13 protein-coding genes are annotated in these 16,690 nt (G+C 65.2%); 5 read left to right on the forward strand and 8 right to left on the reverse strand.

All coding sequences use genetic code 11. The features are described from left to right. The first annotated feature begins 183 nt into the window (after positions 1-183). Positions 184-2,727: an endopeptidase La gene (gene lon, locus GAU_RS12095; protein ID WP_156799012.1), complete on the forward strand. Its 2,544-nt coding sequence runs from the start codon at positions 184-186 to the stop codon at positions 2,725-2,727. On the opposite strand, the gene GAU_RS12100 is transcribed toward lon, so the two are convergent. Genes GAU_RS12100 through GAU_RS12115 form a run of 4 tightly spaced genes read right to left on the reverse strand, consistent with a single transcriptional unit; the run spans position 2,629 to position 7,012 of the window. After that, positions 2,629-3,927, reverse strand: a complete 1,299-nt coding sequence (locus GAU_RS12100; RefSeq protein WP_015894160.1) for a DUF445 domain-containing protein — start codon at positions 3,925-3,927, stop codon at positions 2,629-2,631. The genes lon and GAU_RS12100 overlap by 99 nt on opposite strands. 13 nt (positions 3,928-3,940) lie before the next feature. Then, positions 3,941-5,278, reverse strand: a complete 1,338-nt coding sequence (locus GAU_RS12105) for a hypothetical protein (RefSeq protein ID WP_015894161.1) — start codon at positions 5,276-5,278, stop codon at positions 3,941-3,943. A 9-nt stretch (positions 5,279-5,287) separates the two neighbouring features. After that, a complete protein-coding gene (locus GAU_RS12110) occupies positions 5,288-6,178 on the reverse strand; it encodes a prepilin peptidase (protein WP_015894162.1) in 891 nt (296 codons plus the stop codon). A gap of 36 nt (positions 6,179-6,214) precedes the next feature. Continuing rightward, a complete protein-coding gene (locus GAU_RS12115; protein ID WP_015894163.1) occupies positions 6,215-7,012 on the reverse strand; it encodes a TrmH family RNA methyltransferase in 798 nt (265 codons plus the stop codon). 116 nt (positions 7,013-7,128) lie between these two features. Here GAU_RS12115 and GAU_RS12120 point away from each other — a divergent pair, with 116 nt between their 5' ends. Then, a complete protein-coding gene (locus tag GAU_RS12120) occupies positions 7,129-8,004 on the forward strand; it encodes a M48 family metallopeptidase (RefSeq protein ID WP_083765616.1) in 876 nt (291 codons plus the stop codon). Positions 8,005-8,013: 9 nt separating this feature from the next. On the opposite strand, the gene GAU_RS12125 is transcribed toward GAU_RS12120, so the two are convergent. From GAU_RS12125 to GAU_RS12140, 4 genes are read right to left on the reverse strand one after another with little or no spacing between them, the layout of a single operon-like run. Then, on the reverse strand, positions 8,014-8,847 hold the full coding sequence (locus tag GAU_RS12125; RefSeq protein WP_015894165.1) for a purine-nucleoside phosphorylase: 834 nt from the start codon (positions 8,845-8,847) through the stop codon (positions 8,014-8,016). Positions 8,848-8,894: 47 nt separating this feature from the next. Further along, positions 8,895-9,968 carry an adenosine deaminase gene (gene add, locus GAU_RS12130; RefSeq protein WP_015894166.1) on the reverse strand — a complete coding sequence of 358 codons (1,074 nt, stop codon included), beginning with the start codon at positions 9,966-9,968 and terminating at the stop codon, positions 8,895-8,897. Then, positions 9,965-10,219, reverse strand: coding sequence for a hypothetical protein (locus tag GAU_RS12135; protein WP_041265503.1), 255 nt, complete (start codon positions 10,217-10,219; stop codon positions 9,965-9,967). Before GAU_RS12135 ends, add begins: the two co-directional genes overlap by 4 nt. After that, positions 10,216-13,455 (reverse strand): 5'-nucleotidase C-terminal domain-containing protein, encoded by a 3,240-nt coding sequence (locus GAU_RS12140; protein WP_015894168.1) that lies wholly within the window; start codon positions 13,453-13,455, stop codon positions 10,216-10,218. The genes GAU_RS12135 and GAU_RS12140 overlap by 4 nt, the downstream gene beginning before the upstream one ends. Positions 13,456-13,740: 285 nt before the next feature. Here GAU_RS12140 and udk point away from each other — a divergent pair, with 285 nt between their 5' ends. From udk to GAU_RS12155, 3 genes are read left to right on the forward strand one after another with little or no spacing between them, the layout of a single operon-like run. Beyond that, entirely contained in the window at positions 13,741-14,412 is a 672-nt protein-coding gene (gene udk, locus GAU_RS12145; protein ID WP_015894169.1) for a uridine kinase, read from the forward strand. A gap of 7 nt (positions 14,413-14,419) precedes the next feature. Then, a complete protein-coding gene (locus GAU_RS12150; protein ID WP_015894170.1) occupies positions 14,420-15,139 on the forward strand; it encodes a response regulator in 720 nt (239 codons plus the stop codon). A gap of 16 nt (positions 15,140-15,155) precedes the next feature. Then, positions 15,156-16,595, forward strand: a complete 1,440-nt coding sequence (locus GAU_RS12155) for a sensor histidine kinase (protein WP_015894171.1) — start codon at positions 15,156-15,158, stop codon at positions 16,593-16,595. Positions 16,596-16,690: the final 95 nt, after the last annotated feature.

Genomic DNA, 16,690 nt, shown 5'->3' on the forward strand with positions numbered 1-16,690 from the left:
GCCGGAAAGCTACCACCCGGACGGGCAGGCTTGTACTACGCGCGTCACAGCACATGGGCCGTGGGGGTGACGGAATGGGCCGCCCCATACGCATCTTGCGTCGGAATCACGCGTTGCCGCTCCCAGCCTGCGGCCTAGATTGGCCTTGCTGGTTCGCAGTGTCACTCCTCCGGTCAGCCTGCCGTGTCCAGACCATCGTCGCGCTTCCCCTCCATTCAGATGCCCCGCGGTCAGCGTAAGGAAGAAATCCTCCGCGCTGAGCTTCCGCCGACGCTGCCCCTGATGGCGCTGCGCTCCACGATCGTCTACCCCCTGGGTACGATTGCCGTCCAGATGGGCGCCCCCGAAAACCTGGCCCTGCTGCGGGCCCACGAAGAATCGGGGCTGGTGGTCGCGCTGGTGGTGGCATCGGGCGACAATGACGACGCTATCGAACCCGAACGGTTCGTGGGGCGTGTAGGCGTCGCGGCCCGGGTGCATGAACGCATCAACCTGCCCGGTGACACCGTACAAATCACACTGCAGGGGCTGCGCCGCATCACGATCGACGCCATCGATCAGGTGACGCCGTTTTCCATCGCCCGCATTCAGGGGGCCAAGGAAACGCCACCGGAGCCGGCTGAGCTGGACGAACTGGTCGCCCGCACCGTGGCCGCCGCCGAAACGCTGGCCGAGCTGGTCGATCGCATTCCGAACGAGGTGCCGCAGATCCTCAAGATGAACGTCTCCGATCCGGGACGTTTTGCGGACCTCGCGGCCACGAACATGAATCTGCGCATCGCCGACAAGGAAGAGGTGCTCCAGCGCCTCGACATCGGTCAGCGCATCCGATTCATCCTCTCGCGCCTCGAGCGTGAAGTGGCACGCGCCCGTGTCATGGAGGACGTGAAGAAGCAGACGGAAATCAAGATCGAGCAGCACCAGCGCGAGTTCTATCTTCGCCAGCAGTTGCGCGCCATCCAGTCGGAGTTGGGTGAAGCCGACCCCAACGAAAAGGAATCGATCGACCTGCTGCGCCGCATCGACGAAGCCAAGCTGCCCGAAAAAGTGGGCGCCGAGGCGCGCCGTGAAACCGAGCGCCTGCGCATGCTGTCGCCGGCATCGAGCGAATATCAGGTACTGCGCACCTACCTCGATTGGGTGCTGGCCCTGCCATGGCACACACGCAGCGCCAACGATCAGCAGATCCTGCTGAGCAAGGTCGAAGACGCCCTCGGCGAGCGGCACTATGGTCTCGATGAAGCCAAGGAGCGCATCATCGAGTATCTGGCCGTGCGCAAGCTGCGTGGTGGCGATCCAACGGGCCCCATCCTCTGCTTCGTGGGACCGCCGGGCACTGGCAAGACGTCGCTGGGTGAAGCCATCGCCAAGAGCATCGATCGCGCGTTCTATCGCATTTCCGTCGGCGGTGTGCGCGACGAAGCGGAAATCCGCGGACATCGTCGCACCTACGTAGGCGCCATGCCAGGCATGCTGATTCAGGCGCTGCGTCGTGTGGAAGTGCGCGATCCCGTCATCATGATCGACGAGATCGACAAGATGTCATCGGGCGGATCGGGTGGTGACCCCACCGCGGCGATGCTGGAAGTGCTCGACCCGTCGCAGAACACCACGTTTGTCGATCACTATCTGAACCTGCCGTTCGATCTGTCCAGCACGCTGTTCATCTGCACGGCCAACAATCTCTTTGATATTCCGGGACCACTGCGGGATCGCATGGAAGTGATCCGCATCGCCGGCTATACGATCGAAGAGAAGGTCGAGATCGCACAGCGGTACCTCATTCCGCGCCTGCTGGAAGATCACGGGCTTACGGAATCGGATTTGCACATTCCCGAGAGTGTGCTGGGTTTCATCACCAGCCGTTACTCCCGGGAAGCCGGACTGCGCACCTTCGAACGTTCCATCGCGTCGATCATGCGCAAGCGCGCGCGCGCCAAGGCCGACGGCGATGATACCGCATGGGAGATCAACGCGGTGCGCACCGAAGATATTCTGGGTGCTCCGCGTTTCCCCATGGAAGAGGCAGAGAAGGAACCGGAAATCGGGGCGGTGACGGGACTGGCCTGGACCAGTACCGGCGGTGAACTGATGACCATCGAGGCGCTGCGCATGCCGGGCAACGGCAAGCTCACGGTCACCGGTCAACTCGGGGACGTGATGCGCGAATCGGTCGACGCGGCGTATTCGTTCGTGCGCTCTCGGGCGCAGGCGCTCGGCATCGAAGAAACCGAATTCCGCGAAGCGGATCTGCACCTGCACTTCCCCGCCGGTTCCATTCCGAAGGATGGTCCTTCGGCGGGCATCGCTGTCACACTCGCGTTGGCCAGCGCTCTGTCGCGCCGCCCCGTGCGTCGCGATCTCGCGCTGACGGGCGAAGTGACGCTGCGGGGCCGCGTGCTCGAAATCGGCGGTGTGAAGGAGAAAGTGCTCGCCGCCTATCGAGCGGGCCTGCGCGAAGTGATTCTGCCGAAGGGGAACGAGAAGGACGTCCGCGACGTGCCCCAGGAAGTTCGGGCAAAGATGGCCTTCACGTTCGCCAATTCGATGGACGAAGTGTTGCACCTCGCCCTGCTGCCCCATGCGGACGCGCATTCGGCGGACGCACCGCCAATGCACGACGACGGACTACAACAGCAGTCCGATCGAGTACAGCAGGAGGCCGACCAGGCCCCCAACAAGCGTGCCGTTGATACGAATGAACTGCAGATCACGGCCGATCTGTAGCTCGATCTTGCGGGACGTGGCGTTGGCGTCCCACGCCGCCACAGTGGAAGCAATCAGGCGCGCGACTTCCTCGCGTGCCTGCTCCACCGAATAGGTCACCAGCTCCACGATCCAGCCGTTCACTTTGGCGGCAAGGGTGGGATCCTGCAGCACCTTGTGGCCAAGACTCGTGAGCCAGCGTTCGAGCTGGTCCGGTTCCTGCTCGGCTTCGTCGGCGAGGCGTTCCGCATACGTGGCAATGCGCTCCTTCACATCGGTCCACACTTCGCGTGAAAACTCCGCCACGCTGGGGTGGTTGAGCAGGTCGAGCTTGATCTGTTCGGCGCGCGCGATGGTGTCCGGATTTTCCCGCAGATTCACCACAAAGCGATCGACCGCCTCGTCGTAGCGCTTGCGCAGCGGATGCGTGGGGTCGGCAGCGACCGCCACCAGAGTCTTCTCCACTCCGGTGACGATCTTGTCGCCGAGGCGGCTTTCCACCGCACCAGGCACCCACCAGGGGCTTTCCTGCTTGATGCGCTCGCGGATCATCGCCTCGTTTTCGTCGAGGAAACGCGCGGCCAGGCGGAGTGCGTCGTCGAGTAACGTCTGATGGCGACCGTCGGCTGTGAGGAGCTCGAAGGCTTTGGCCGCGAGTGGAGCCGCTTCCATCTTGCGCAGACGTGCGACAATCCCGCGATCCACGAGTGATTGTACTTCCTCGTCGCGCAGGACGTTCGCCGCACCGGACAGTCCGTGTGCGGCCGCGCGTGCCAGACGGCGGCTGTTCTCAGGTCGCGTCAACCACTCGGCCGCGCGCTCCCCCAACCGCATGGCGGCCAGCTTGTCGGCCACCACTTCGCGGGTGAGAAAATTGCGCTGCACAAAATTGCCGAGCGCGGTGCCAATGCGATCTTTGCGCGACGGCACGATGGCCGTGTGCGGAATGGGAATGCCGAGGGGATGGCGGAACAGCGCCGTGACGGCGAACCAGTCGGCGATACCGCCCACCATGGCAGCTTCCGCGAAAGCACGCACAAAACCCAGCCAGTGGTACTGACTTTCGAACACCCGCGCGGCCACGAAGATGAGTGCGACCACCACCAGCATGATGGTGGCCACCCGTTTCATCTGCACGAGGCGGACGCGCCGCACCTCGTCATCGGGCGTGATGCGCAGCGCGGCCGGGAGCTCCTGGTTGGAGACCGTCGGTATGGTCACGTGACGCGGGACGTCAGCGTGTGACGGTGATGCGGGCCGGATCGATCGGCGCTGAGGTACCAGCGGGGAAGTCCATGTAGATCACTACGGGAGTCCCGCCCAACTGTTCCAACTGCACGGTGACGGTGCGTGCGGCCCGCTTCGGTGTGGCTGGGATATCGATACGACGTGCGGTCGCGCCGGGTTCGATGGTGGGCTTTCCCCGTTCGTAGCGACGACGCGCAGCATCGCCCATGAGATCAAGGAAATCGGCCGCATCGACGGGGGAGTCCCACGTGGTCGCCCACACCAATGCATCACCTTCCGGTGTGCGCACGAGCGCGAAGCGATCACCATCCCAACCACTCGCCGCACGAAGCGCGAGTTCGTCGTTCTTGAGGTGCTGCGACAATGCCAGCCGCGTCTCGAATTCACCGAATGTGTTAGTGAACACCACCGTACCACGGCGCGGCGCCGGCAGCGTCACCAACGTCGGGGCATCACGTTCGGCCGGCGTGGCCGTGAAGTAGGCGGCGTCGCTCAGGATCTGCTTGGTGCTGATGGGCAGATCGGTGAGCAGTTCCTTTTCCGGGCGCTGAGTGATGAACCGTCGGACAAAATCCGCGCCACCGAGATAGGGAAACAACAATCCCTCACGGATGGCCCGCGGTGAGGACCCGAATACCGGCATGCCGACCGAGCCATCGCGAATGAGATCGCGGATGCGGTCCCATCCGCCCGGCATCCTGAGCATCGGGCTGGCGTTGGGATCGACCCGTAGCTGCATGAACACGGCCTGCCCTTCGAGCACCGCCTGCGCAGCGACCTGGCGATCGGCGTCGCCCGTGGCTGACTGAATGGAGTCGATGTTGACGTATTGATCCTGCAGCGCATGCACGAGCTCATGGGCCACCGTCTGATCGAGCAGTGCGGTGGGGGCACCATCGACCACATACAGCACTTTCGTGGCCGGATCGTAGTAACCCACGATCTGCTCCTCGAGCAGGCGCTGCAACAGCCCTGCGAGTTGCAGGGTGTCGGGGATGAGTCCGAGGATGCGGTACACACCCTCCTGTCCGGCGATCTGCTGCTTGCCCCGTTCGCTGTCGAGCTGATGGCGCACAAACTTGGCCACCTCGTCGCGGGAGCGCGTTTCGAGCTTGGGCGGCGTTTTGAACGGCAACCCCAGCTCTTTCTCGATACGTGGTACGTACTTCGCGACGAGATCCGCGTGGGGGCCATCCCCCACGGCTTTTTTGTCGCCACACGCCGTCAGGGCGAGCAGCAGCGCGGATATCGCGATCGGACCACGACGGAAACGACGAAACGGGGCGCGCAGCGGGGTGCGCACCGGCGATACAGGCTCGGACATGTCGACGACTCAGGCTGGGAAGGCGCGCTGCACGTACCAGGTGATCAGCGCCTCTCCCCAAAGCAAGACCAGCATCGCGGCAGGCGCAAGGAACACCCCGAATGGAACATCCGGGAACGCGAAGGGTTCACCGCGGCGCGCCGTGCGCACTTTCACGATCGGACCGACAATGAGCAGGAACACCACCGCCCCGACAAACGCGCCGGCGATGATGGTGAGCAAGGCACGCTCCGCCCCCACCGCAGCACCGACCACCGCCATGAGTGTGGTGTCACCAAACCCCATGGCTTCACGCTTCATGATCACTTCGGCGATCCAGCCGATGAGCGTGATCGCCCCCGCGCCGACACAGGCCCCGAGAATGGCCGGCCATGCCGACACAAAATGCGAGGTGTCCTGTACGAACAGGTTCACGATGGCCAGCACGAGAACCAGCACCAGTCCGGTGATCGTGAATCCGTCGGGAATGAGATAGTGTTTCGCATCAGTGATGGCGATGCCAAGCAACACTGTGCCAAACAGCGCCACCCGCAGCGCTTCCAGCGTCACGCCATACGCATACACGCTGACCACCCACCCCAGGGCCACCAGCAATTCCACGAGCGGATACTGGACGGAAATCGGCAACGCGCAGCCTCGACACTTGCCACGCAGCATCAACCAGCTAACGAGCGGGATGTTCTCGTGCCAGGCAATCGGGCGCTCGCAACGCGGGCATCGCGAGCGCGGCTTGATCACGCTCAGCTCATGCGGCCAGCGCGAGATGCACACGTTCAGGAACGAACCGATCGCCGCGCCCAGCACGAAAAACGGAAGCAGCACCAGGATCTGGTCCAGCACCGGGAGAGCGTGCAGCAGGCCCGCGGTCAGCGGTCCATTGAATTCGAAGTCGGCAGCCATGCGCTCAAGACGAACCAGATGGGGCCAGCGCCACGATCAGGAGGAGACCGCAGACACGTCGCGGTACTGCCCCTCACGCAGGGCGTGCAACAGGATCCCCGTCGCCACGCCCACATTCAGAGACTCCACGGTCGGCTCCATCGCGATGGCCACCCGTTGGGTGACCGCCGACGCCAAGTGAGCCGACAGCCCGGCCCCCTCGTTGCTGGCCACCAGGGCCACCCGGTCTGGCACCTGCCCGGGGCGCAGGTCGGCGATGTTCACGCCATCGGTATCGGCCGCCATGATCACGAAGGCCGCCAGTCCGAGCTGGGCGGCACAGTCCTCCCACGACATGGCCAGCACCGGGTGATGGAAGAGCGCCCCCATGGACCCACGGACCACCTTGGCGTTCCAGAGGTCCACCGTTCCAGGCAGCGCGATGGTTGCCGAGACCCCGAGGGCCGCAGCGGTCCGGATGACGGTACCCACATTGCCCGGATCCTGGAGGGCATCCAGCACCAGGATCCGCGCACAAGGCGGCATGGGCGTCGGCAACCGGTGGTCGGGGATGGGCGCGACAGCCAGAATTCCCTGCGGTGATTCGGTATCGGCTGCGCCCATCAGCTCAGCGTCACCGACCTCCAGGACCTGCACGCCCCGATCGCGGGCCTGAGCCACCAGTGCGGCGGTGCGGCCATCCTCCAGCCCGCTGGCACTCACCAGCACCCCCGTCACGGGCAGCCCCGATGCCAGCAGCCCCTCCACCGTGCGCGTGCCTTCCGCCACGAAGCGGTGCTGCCGCTCACGGCCTTTTCGGCGCTGCAGGTCTCTGGCGAGGGTCAGTAGCTTCACGGCAGCGTCAGGCAGTGGTCAGGGGCCGGGTGGCGCAAATTGGGGGCGATATGGGTAGAACCCATCACCCTGCAGGGTGTCGCCTGCAACGATAGCAGGACAAGAGTGAGGAGACCATGACAACAACCGTGACAACCACCGATCGACCGCATCCCGCGACGTGGGGGGCAACCGCGACGACCACAGGACAGTCCGCCATGCGGACCGTGCTGCTGCTTGGCGCTGGTGTCCTGTTTGCGGCGTGTGTGCCAAATACGAGCCAGGAAGTGGCCATGGGTAACGACTACGCGCAGCAGATCGAGCGTGAGTTGCCCATCGTGCGGGACCCGGAAATCGTGCGCTACATCAACGTGCTGGGCGACTCCATCGCTCGCGTGGTCGATGACCGCAGCCTGACGTGGCATTTCAACGTGGTCGATCAGGGCGATATCAACGCCTTCGCGGTGCCCGGTGGCCACATCTACGTGAACCGCGGCCTCATCGAGAAGTCCACCAACATGTCCGAGCTGGCCGGCGTGATCGGTCATGAGATCGCACACGTCACCCAGCGCCACAGCATGAAGCAGATGGCGGCCGCCCAGCGTGCCAATGCGGGACTCAGCATTGGCTGCATCCTCGCGCCGTCGGTGTGTCAGGGCGCGGCAGGGGCTGGTGTGCAGGTACTGGCACAGGCGGGATTTGCCAAGTTCAGTCGCGACGACGAAACCGAAGCGGACCGCTTTGGGGTGAAGTACGTCACTCGCTCGGGAATCGATCCGCGTGGCATGCCCAGCATGTTCCGCATCCTGTTGGCGGAGCGACAGACCAATCCGTCCGGCGTGGAGGGCTTCTTCGCGTCACACCCCATCGAAGAAAGCCGCATCGAGACAACCGAGGAGGAAATCGCGAAGCTCGACAAGATCGTGCTCAGTTCCCTGTCTCGCGACTCGCCCGCCTTTCAGGCCTTCAAGCGCCGCCTGGCCAGTCTGCCGCGCACACCCGCCAGACGCTGACGCGTCTGGTCAGGACGCAGCAGGGAGCTGTCGCACGAACTCGGTGATCAGCGCTTCGAAGTGGCCGGCGACGGCCTTTCCCGCTTCCATCACCTCGGCGTGCGACAGCTTTTCGGCGGACAGCCCAGCCGCCTTGTTGGTGATGCAGGAAACGGCCACGGCCCGCATGCCCAACGCTCGCGCCACGATCACTTCTGGCACCGTGGACATGCCCACCGCGTCGACGCCCATACGCTCGAGCATGCGGACTTCGGACGGCGTTTCGTAGGTCGGACCGAGCAGGCCACAATACACCCCTTCGTGCAGCGGCACACCGACCACCTGCGCCGCGGCACGCATGCGGGCACGCAGGTCCCGGTCGTACGGATCGGACATATCGGGAAAGCGCTCGTCGCCGGGCTCCGTACTGCCGATCAGCGGATTGCGGAACATGAGATTCATGTGATCGGCAATCAGCATCAGATCACCAGCGGAAAACGTGCGACGCACGCCACCGGCGGCATTGGAGGCGATATACACCGGTGCGCCGAGTGCATGCAGGACACGCACTGGAAAGGCCGCCAATGCGGCCTCGTGCCCTTCGTACATGTGGAACCGGCCAGCAAGGGCAACCACCGGACGATCGGCGAGCGTGCCGACCAGCAACTGTCCGGCATGGCCTGCCACCGTGGCCGTGGGAAATCCCGGCACGTGAGAAAAGGGGATGCGCACCGCATCGACGAGACGATCCGCCAGTCCGCCCAGACCAGATCCCAGCACGATGCCACACACCGGTGCGGGCGCCGCAGGACCGACACGCTGCCTGATGTAGTCGGCGGCCACGCGTGCGGCTCCGGCCCCCATGGCCGGGGGACGGGCTTCGTGCATGGAGGTCTCGAATACCCGACTGCTCATACAGTCATCCCCATGATCTGGCGTGCATCGGTCAGCCAGGTCTCGATATCGCGCGCCGCGGTGGCGCGAAGACCCTGACGCTCGGGCCACGGAATGAACGCTGCGTCGAAGGCATTGAGCGCGAGTGTGGCCAGCGTATCCGCACTGAAACGCAGTTGTGTGGCACAGTGCCGAAACTCGTCGCTCAGCGACACACCACTCATGAGCCGGTTGTCGGTGTTGACAGTGGCAAGCGCCCCCAGCGACACGTAGCGCCCCAGTGGGTGTTCGGCGAAGGTGTGGGCCACGCGGGTCTGCACGTTGCTCGTCGGGCACACTTCCAACGCAATGCGGCGATCCACCACATAGGCTTCGAGCGTTGGGTCTTCGAACAGCCGTGTGCCATGACCGATGCGATCGGCGGCGCAGCGATGCACGGCCTGGGCAATGGACCCTGCTCCATCGCCTTCGCCGGCGTGCACCGTGACGGCCAGATTCGCGGCACGCGCATAGTCGAAGGCCAGCGCGTGCGCTTCCGCCGGGTTGCCGATTTCGCCACCGGCGAGGTCGAATGCCACCACACCACGATTTCGATACGCCACGGCCAATTCCGCCATCTCCATGGCATGCGGCCACGGGAAACTGCGCAACGCGCACACGATCACACGCGCCACCGTACCCGATTCCTGCTCGCCCCGTGCGAGACCACGAAACACGGCGTCCATCACGTCGGCTAGCGACAAGCCATCACGCACATTGAGCGCCGGACAGAACCGCGCTTCGATGTACCGCACCCCATCGAGGGCGGCATCGATGACGAACTCGTAGGCCACCCGCTCCAGCTCAGCGGCCGACTGCATCACCGCCAAGGTCACACCAAAGCGCGCGAGATACTCCTCGAGATTGCGGGCATCATCCACCCGCATCCAGGTCGCCAGCGCGTCCGGCGTGGCGGCCGGCAATCCGATACCACGCGCGGTGGACAACTCCATCAGCGTGGCGGGCCGCAGCGAGCCATCGAGATGGCAGTGCAACTCCGCCTTGGGGAGCCGACGGATCAACTCGGCGAGCACGGCAGCGTCGGCACTCATGCGTCGCCGTCCACCGCCGTGTCGGCGAGCCGCTCGCGTACCGGCACCACGCGGTAGATGGCGCCATTCACCAGGGGCTCGTGCGCATCGACCGGCAACCCGCGGCTATCCGTCAGGCGCGCCGTCCCCCCGTCGATCTGATCGGCCGATGCGGGCAACAGCGCGCGCACCGCGTCGAGCGCCGTCGACCCGGCGGGTACACTCACTCCGCGTTCATTCACGAACGCACGAACCTCGACTTGAGCCATCATCGTGCTCCCGCGGTAACCGGGCGAATACGCACCGTGGTGTCGGCCTGAATGGGCTGTGGCTGGCGACGGAGATACTCGGCCAACACATCGCTGTCGCGCAACGGCAGATACTCCGTAGACACCGCCGTCTTCTGCAGGTCGGTGTACAGGTCGTCGATCATGAAATCATTCATCACCACGCCGTAGATGCGATCGGGCTGAATGGCCGCACCATTGGCCATGGTGATGCGTACGATCCGATCCCCATCGGCACGTGACGAGTCGTACTCGATCAGCAAGCCGCTCACGTGTGCGTGGGGAGCTCCGTTCTCGAAGGTGCGCTCCATCATCGGCTTGAGATCGCGCCCGCGCACCCGCATCCGCGTCAACACATTGCCGAACGGGCTGATGAGATGCACACCGCCGAACAGCAACGGACCGGCCCGCACATCGATGCGGATACCACCATTGTTGATCATCCCCACATCACCCGCGCCCATCGTGCGCGCGGCGTCGGCGATCAGGTTGCCCAACGGATACTGGTTGCCGCGTCGCCGCAGATCGCTCGCGATCGTGGCCACAGGCTGCTGTTCCTTGGCCTCCGACCGGGCTGTCGCCACACGCACGATGGAATCCACCGACGCTTCCGCGCCTTCGATGGCATCGCCACGCACCGGGCGAATCTCCGTGCGCGCCGCACCGCCGCCAATCGGCAGGTCGATGATCACGATGCCGCGGCCACTCGAAGTGGGCTCCACGGCGGGCATGCCTTCGAAATCGAAGGTCAGATTCACATGGGCATGGCCCATGATGTACGCATCGGGACGCTCCGCGCCGAGTGCCGCGACACGCTTCCCGAGTGCGATACCTTCACCTTCGCACACCGTCGGCCGGTCCCGCTCACAGCGACCACCGTCGTGCACCACAAAAAGGACGACCTGTGCACCTGCCGCGCGCAGCGCCTTCGCGCGCTCCTGATAGACCGGCAACGGATCGATGAAGGTGAGGCCCGCCACCTTGCGGCGCGCCGCCGAAGACGACGTGTGCGTACCGGCAGCGCCTACAATGCCAATGCGCAGGTTTCCGCGCTGCACGATGGTGTCAGCCTTGATCCACGCCGGCAGCTTGCCGTCGGGGCCACGCACATTGGCGCCCAGCACCGCATGTCGCAGTTCGCGCATACGGACTCGCAGCGTATCCTGCGAAAAGTCGAATTCGTGATTGCCCAGCGCTCCGGCGGCGATGTCGAACCGGTTGACCACACCGACCGTGGGGCGGCCGGAATCCCAATCTGAAGCCGGTGTGCCGGTGAACAGATCGCCGGCATCGATGATCACGCTCTCACAGGCCGGCGACACACACTCGCCCTGTGCCTTCCGAAGTGCTGCCGAGAGTGCCACCGCACCACCCATCGGATTGGCCCCATCGAAACGTGGCTTGAGTTGCGCGTGGAAGTCGCTCATGGCGATCACGCGCAACATGCGCTGTCCGGGGGTGCCAACCATCGTCGATGCAGAAGAACGACCATCGGTCTCAGCGCGACGTCCACGCAGCAATTCACGCAGAATGAGCTCGCGGGCGGCGGCTGGTTCGATGGACCAGTTGGGCGTGAAGTAGCCCGATGGCTCGATGGTCTTCGCGCGTTCGATTTCGTCGATGATGATCTGCCGGATCTCGGTGTCCCGCGCATACACCACGGGCGCCGTCGCCAGCATCGCGTAGGCGCCGCCGCCCGACTGGCGATAGTTGTTCACGGCCAACGTGAACGAATCCGTCGCGACCACATCGCGGCCACGGATCTGCAGCTTGGTGACACGCTGCCCAACCGGCTGCCGCAGGTCGAGCACGTAGTCCGCGCCCGCAATCATGTCGAAGTTGTAGCCTGCCACTGCCGGATCGATGATGCCGTTGGACGGCGCATCACCTGACGGCGTGAGCGTGCGGTAGTACTTCGCGGAATGCTCGAGGTACGCCCGTAGCTGCGCTCCCGTGATGCGCACGGCACGCAGTGTATTGTCGTACGGATACAGACGCGAGATCATCGCCCGTGTGATGCCTCCCGCGGGCAAGGACGCGTCCAGCGAAAACGCCGACACGGCCGCGAGGTCCGCCTTCGTCTCACGAAGCATCACCTCAGCCACGAGGTCCATGAGGGGCACGTCGGCCACGCGCGCACTATCCGCGCGCCACGCCACGCTGGTCTGCCCCACCGTGCCCTGCACCCAGGCCCGTGTGGTCTCGTGCGTACGCACCGACGCCGCCAACACGGCGGGGGATTCCTTGTGATTGGTGACCAGCACCCGCTCGCCACGGCGGGCCGCCACGGTCCACTTCCCTTTCACCTTTTCCAGGGAGAGGGTGCCCAGCCCCACCGAGCCGGCCCAGTTGCGAGCTTGCATCACCAGCGCCCCGCCGATGGTCGTGTCCACCACCTCGCGATGCGAATGCCCGAACACCACTACATCGACGCCCGGAATCTCCTTTGGGATGCGCGCCGAAACGTTCTCGGACGGCAATCCGGTGGCCAGGGTGTCGTATGTCGCGCGCTCGGCGAGCCCGGAGTGCAGCAGGACAATCACCACGTCGGCCTTGGCGCGTCGTGCCGCCGCCACGGACGACTTCACCGCCGGCACGATGTCGGATACCGTCACCCCGGCTTGTTTGAGGTTGTCCCGGTCCCACACCATCGACCCCGGCGTCGTACCACCCACGATCGCGACTTTGACACCGGCCCGCGTGACCATGTTCCAGGGCGCCACGAAGTTGCTGCCGTTGGCGTTCTGCACGTTCGCGGCGAGGAAGGGAAAACTCGCCTGCGCGATGGCGCGCCTGAGCAGCGGCACCCCGTAATTGAATTCGTGATTGCCGAGCACCGCCGCGTCGTAACGCATGACGTTCATCGACGCGATGACCGGGTGCACCGGCGGCGGCGAGACACGCGCCGCCACGTAGGTGAGTGGATTGCCCTGCAGAATGTCCCCCGCTTCCACCAAGACGACCCGACCCGGATGCGCGGCGCGCACCGAGTCGACAATGGTGGCCGCAGCGGCCAGCGAATGCGCTGGATCGGGCGCGTTCGCGTAGTAGTCCCAGGCTCGCAGTCGACCGTGAACATCGGTCGTGGTGGCGATGACCAGATCCAGCTTGGCCGATTGGCCTTCAGCCAGAGTGGGGGCCGCGGCGCCCAGCAGCAGGGCGGCGGCTAGGACACGCGCGCGACGGGAGGGACAATGACGGTCAGCAGACAGTTGTTCCATGGGGGAATGCTAGTCGCTCCCGGGGGCCCTTTGGAGGGGCGACCTTCTGCCAGCGGGTTCCGGCCCGCGTCGGAGGGGGACTTGCGGTCCAATGGCCAATTGCCAATTGCTGACCGGTCTGCGGCCCCGTTGCCTTGCCCCCTCCCCGGTTGTCCCGCGAACTTGCGGGGGACCACACGTCGGCTCCGGATCGCCGATACAGGCTTGTTACACGGTCGTGGCGATCCGGTCACGACGCCCGGGCAGGTTGGTTGCTGTGTCACGCACGCACCCGCAATTCCGTTCATGAAACCGCTCATCATCGGCATCGCGGGTGGAACCGGTTCCGGCAAGTCCACGGTAGCGCGCAAGGTGGCTGAGGCCCTCCCCGGGGCGTCGGTCGCATTCCTCGAGATGGATGCGTACTACCGCGATTACCGGCACCTCACGCTGGAGCAGTTGCATCAGGTCAATTGGGATCACCCCGATGCCTTCGATGTGGAGCTGATGTCGGCTCATATCGCGACGCTCGCTCGCGGCGAGGCCGTCGAGATGCCCCTGTATGAGTTCGCCACCCATTCCCGCAGCGAACAGACGCGGCGGATCGAACCGGCGGACGTGGTGGTGATCGACGGCATTTTGCTGCTCGTCGATGCCAACATCCGTGGCCAGTGTGAAGTGAAGGTGTTTGTGGATGCCGATCCTGATATCCGTCTGATCCGGCGCATTCGCCGCGATACGGCGGTCAGGGGACGGTCGCTGGAGTCGGTGCTCGACCAGTATCTCACGACGGTGCAGCCGATGCATCTCCAGTTTGTGGAGCCCAGCAAACGCTACGCCGACGTGATCGTCCCCCGCGGGGGGAGCAACACGGTGGCCGTGGAAATGATCGTCGCCAAGATTCAACGACGATTGCTGCAACGTGCCGCCGTGCAAGAGTCCCTCGTGGCATCTCCGGCCGTGGCCGGTTTGACCTGACCCCTGCATGAACCCCGCACCGCCAGCTGCCGATCGCATTCTCGTCGTCGACGACGAACCGGAAATCGTCGCCCTCGTCGCCTATCACCTGGCCAAGGCCGGATACCGGGTGGCTACCGCCGCCTCGGGCTCCGACGCGCTCGAAGTGGCGCGCCGTGAACGCCCGTCGCTGATTGTGCTCGATCTGATGCTCCCCGGCATGTCCGGGTTCGATGTGCTGGAACAGCTTCGGGCCGATGAAAGCACGCGCGAAGTGGCCGTGCTGATGCTCACGGCACGCCGCGAAGAACCCGATCGCATTCGCGGTCTGTCGCTGGGGGCTGACGACTATCTCACCAAGCCGTTCTCCCCGGCGGAACTGGTGCTGCGGGTGGGCGCCATTCTGCGGCGGACCGGATCGGCGACGCCGGTCAGCGCCGACACGCTGGTCATCGGGCCGCTCCACATCGATCGCGCCGCCATGACGGTGCGCGTGGATGGTCAGGATGTGGAACTCACGCCCACCGAGTTCAAGCTGCTGCTCACCCTCGCTGAACGACGGGGTCGTGTGCAAGGACGTGGCCACCTGCTCGAGACGGTGTGGGAAGCCGCGCCGGATATTCAAACGCGCACGGTGGACATGCACGTGCAGCGCCTGCGCTCGAAGCTGGGCGCGGCGGGTGAGCTGATCGAAACGGTGCGCGGATTTGGCTATCGCCTGCGCGCGTCCGCACCGCGCCTGGTCTGACCACCAACCCGTCGACGTGAAACTCACCCAGCGGATCGTCCTGAACGCCTTCGTGGTCGCGACGGTGTTGATGGCGATCGTGCTGGTGACGGTGGAACGCCGCGTGACCGAGCGGGTGCGCGCCGAAGGGCCGATTGCGGGTGCAACATCGGCGCAGTCGTCTGATGAAATGCTGGCCGCCATTCGCCGCGATATCGTGATCGCCGGATTCGCGGCACTGCTGGTGGGGGTTGTGCTGGCGCAGGTGCTGGCGCGGCCGGTGGCGCGCCCCATCGAAGAATTGCGTGATGTCGCCCGCGGCCTCGCGGCCGGCGATCTCACACAACGGCCCTCGCACGAGATTGCCGGTGGTGAAGTTGGCGACCTCGCCGACGCGCTGCGTCTCCTGGCCGAGCAGCTCGACGCGCGTCTGCAACTGTTGCATGCGGAAGAGGCATTGTTGGTGGCGCTCACCGAATCGCTCAACGAGGGTGTGGCCGCGGTGGATGCCCGGCAGCGGGTCGTGCGCATCAACGAGACGGGGCGGCAGCTATTGCGGCTCAAGGAGCCGGTGCCCTTCCCGGCCGACTATCTCCCACGCGAGCGGATGCTGCGCGAGGCACTGGCGGCGGCGCTGGCTGGCACGATCGCGGCGCCCAGTGAAATCCGCGTCGACGACCGCACCCTGTCGCTTACGGCGCGTCCACTCCCAGACGGCGGAGCGGTACTCGCTCTGTACGATCTCACGCCGGTGCGTCGTCTCGAGGCGGTGCGCCGTGACTTCGTGGCCAACGTCTCGCATGAACTGCGTACGCCGCTCACGGTGATCGGCGGTTTCGTGGAGACGCTACAGGACGAACAGCTACCGCCAGAACTTCGCACGCAGTTCCTGCAGATGGTGGACGCCAGCGTGCGGCGCATGCAGCGCATCGTCGACGATCTGCTCGATCTGTCACGGATCGAATCGGGCGGTTGGTTGCCCAACCCGATCGAACTGGACGTAGCGGTGCTCGCCGCCGAGATCATCGCACCACTCGAGCGCCCGGCGGCCGCCAAAGGCGTCGCGTTGCACGTCGAGATCGCGCCCGGCGCCGAGCGTGTATACGCCGATCCCACGGCCGCGCGCCAGATTCTCACGAACCTGGCGGAGAATGCGTTGCGACACACCCCCACCGGGAGCGTCACGCTGCTGGCGTCACCCGCAGAGGGTGGTGTATGGATTGGCGTGCGAGACACCGGCGTGGGAATTGGCGCAGAACACCTGCCGCGCATCTTCGAGCGCTTCTATCGCGCGGATCCGGCCCGCTCCCGGGAAGCCGGCGGCACCGGGCTGGGGCTCTCCATCGTGCGGCACCTGACCGAAGCACACGGTGGACGCGTGCGGGCCGACAGCACGCTGCATGTGGGTACCACGATTCAGGCGTGGTTACCCAAGGCGGAATCAGGCACGGAGACGGAGCCGGTCGCAGGATCTTGAGGGGGATCCGTGCGGCTGGTATGGGCTGGTATGGGAGTGGCGGACAGCTATGGAGGGCCGCCTGCGGCGGCCCCTCTAGGCGGCCCCTCCATCCA

This window comes from Gemmatimonas aurantiaca T-27, assembly GCF_000010305.1.
Lineage (GTDB): Bacteria > Gemmatimonadota > Gemmatimonadetes > Gemmatimonadales > Gemmatimonadaceae > Gemmatimonas > Gemmatimonas aurantiaca.

Bases quoted from the DNA above. Each gene is read 5' to 3' on its own strand.
- GAU_RS12105 (WP_015894161.1), bottom strand. From the start codon at position 5,278: ATGTCCGAGCCTGTATCGCCGGTGCGCACCCCGCTGCGCGCCCCGTTT.
- GAU_RS12110 (WP_015894162.1), bottom strand. From the start codon at position 6,178: ATGGCTGCCGACTTCGAATTCAATGGACCGCTGACCGCGGGCCTGCTG.
- GAU_RS12120 (WP_083765616.1), top strand. From the start codon at position 7,129: ATGACAACAACCGTGACAACCACCGATCGACCGCATCCCGCGACGTGG.
- GAU_RS12125 (WP_015894165.1), bottom strand. From the start codon at position 8,847: ATGGGGGCCGGAGCCGCACGCGTGGCCGCCGACTACATCAGGCAGCGT.
- add (WP_015894166.1), bottom strand. From the start codon at position 9,968: ATGAGTGCCGACGCTGCCGTGCTCGCCGAGTTGATCCGTCGGCTCCCC.
- GAU_RS12135 (WP_041265503.1), bottom strand. From the start codon at position 10,219: ATGATGGCTCAAGTCGAGGTTCGTGCGTTCGTGAATGAACGCGGAGTG.
- GAU_RS12140 (WP_015894168.1), bottom strand. From the start codon at position 13,455: ATGGAACAACTGTCTGCTGACCGTCATTGTCCCTCCCGTCGCGCGCGT.
- udk (WP_015894169.1), top strand. From the start codon at position 13,741: ATGAAACCGCTCATCATCGGCATCGCGGGTGGAACCGGTTCCGGCAAG.
- GAU_RS12150 (WP_015894170.1), top strand. From the start codon at position 14,420: ATGAACCCCGCACCGCCAGCTGCCGATCGCATTCTCGTCGTCGACGAC.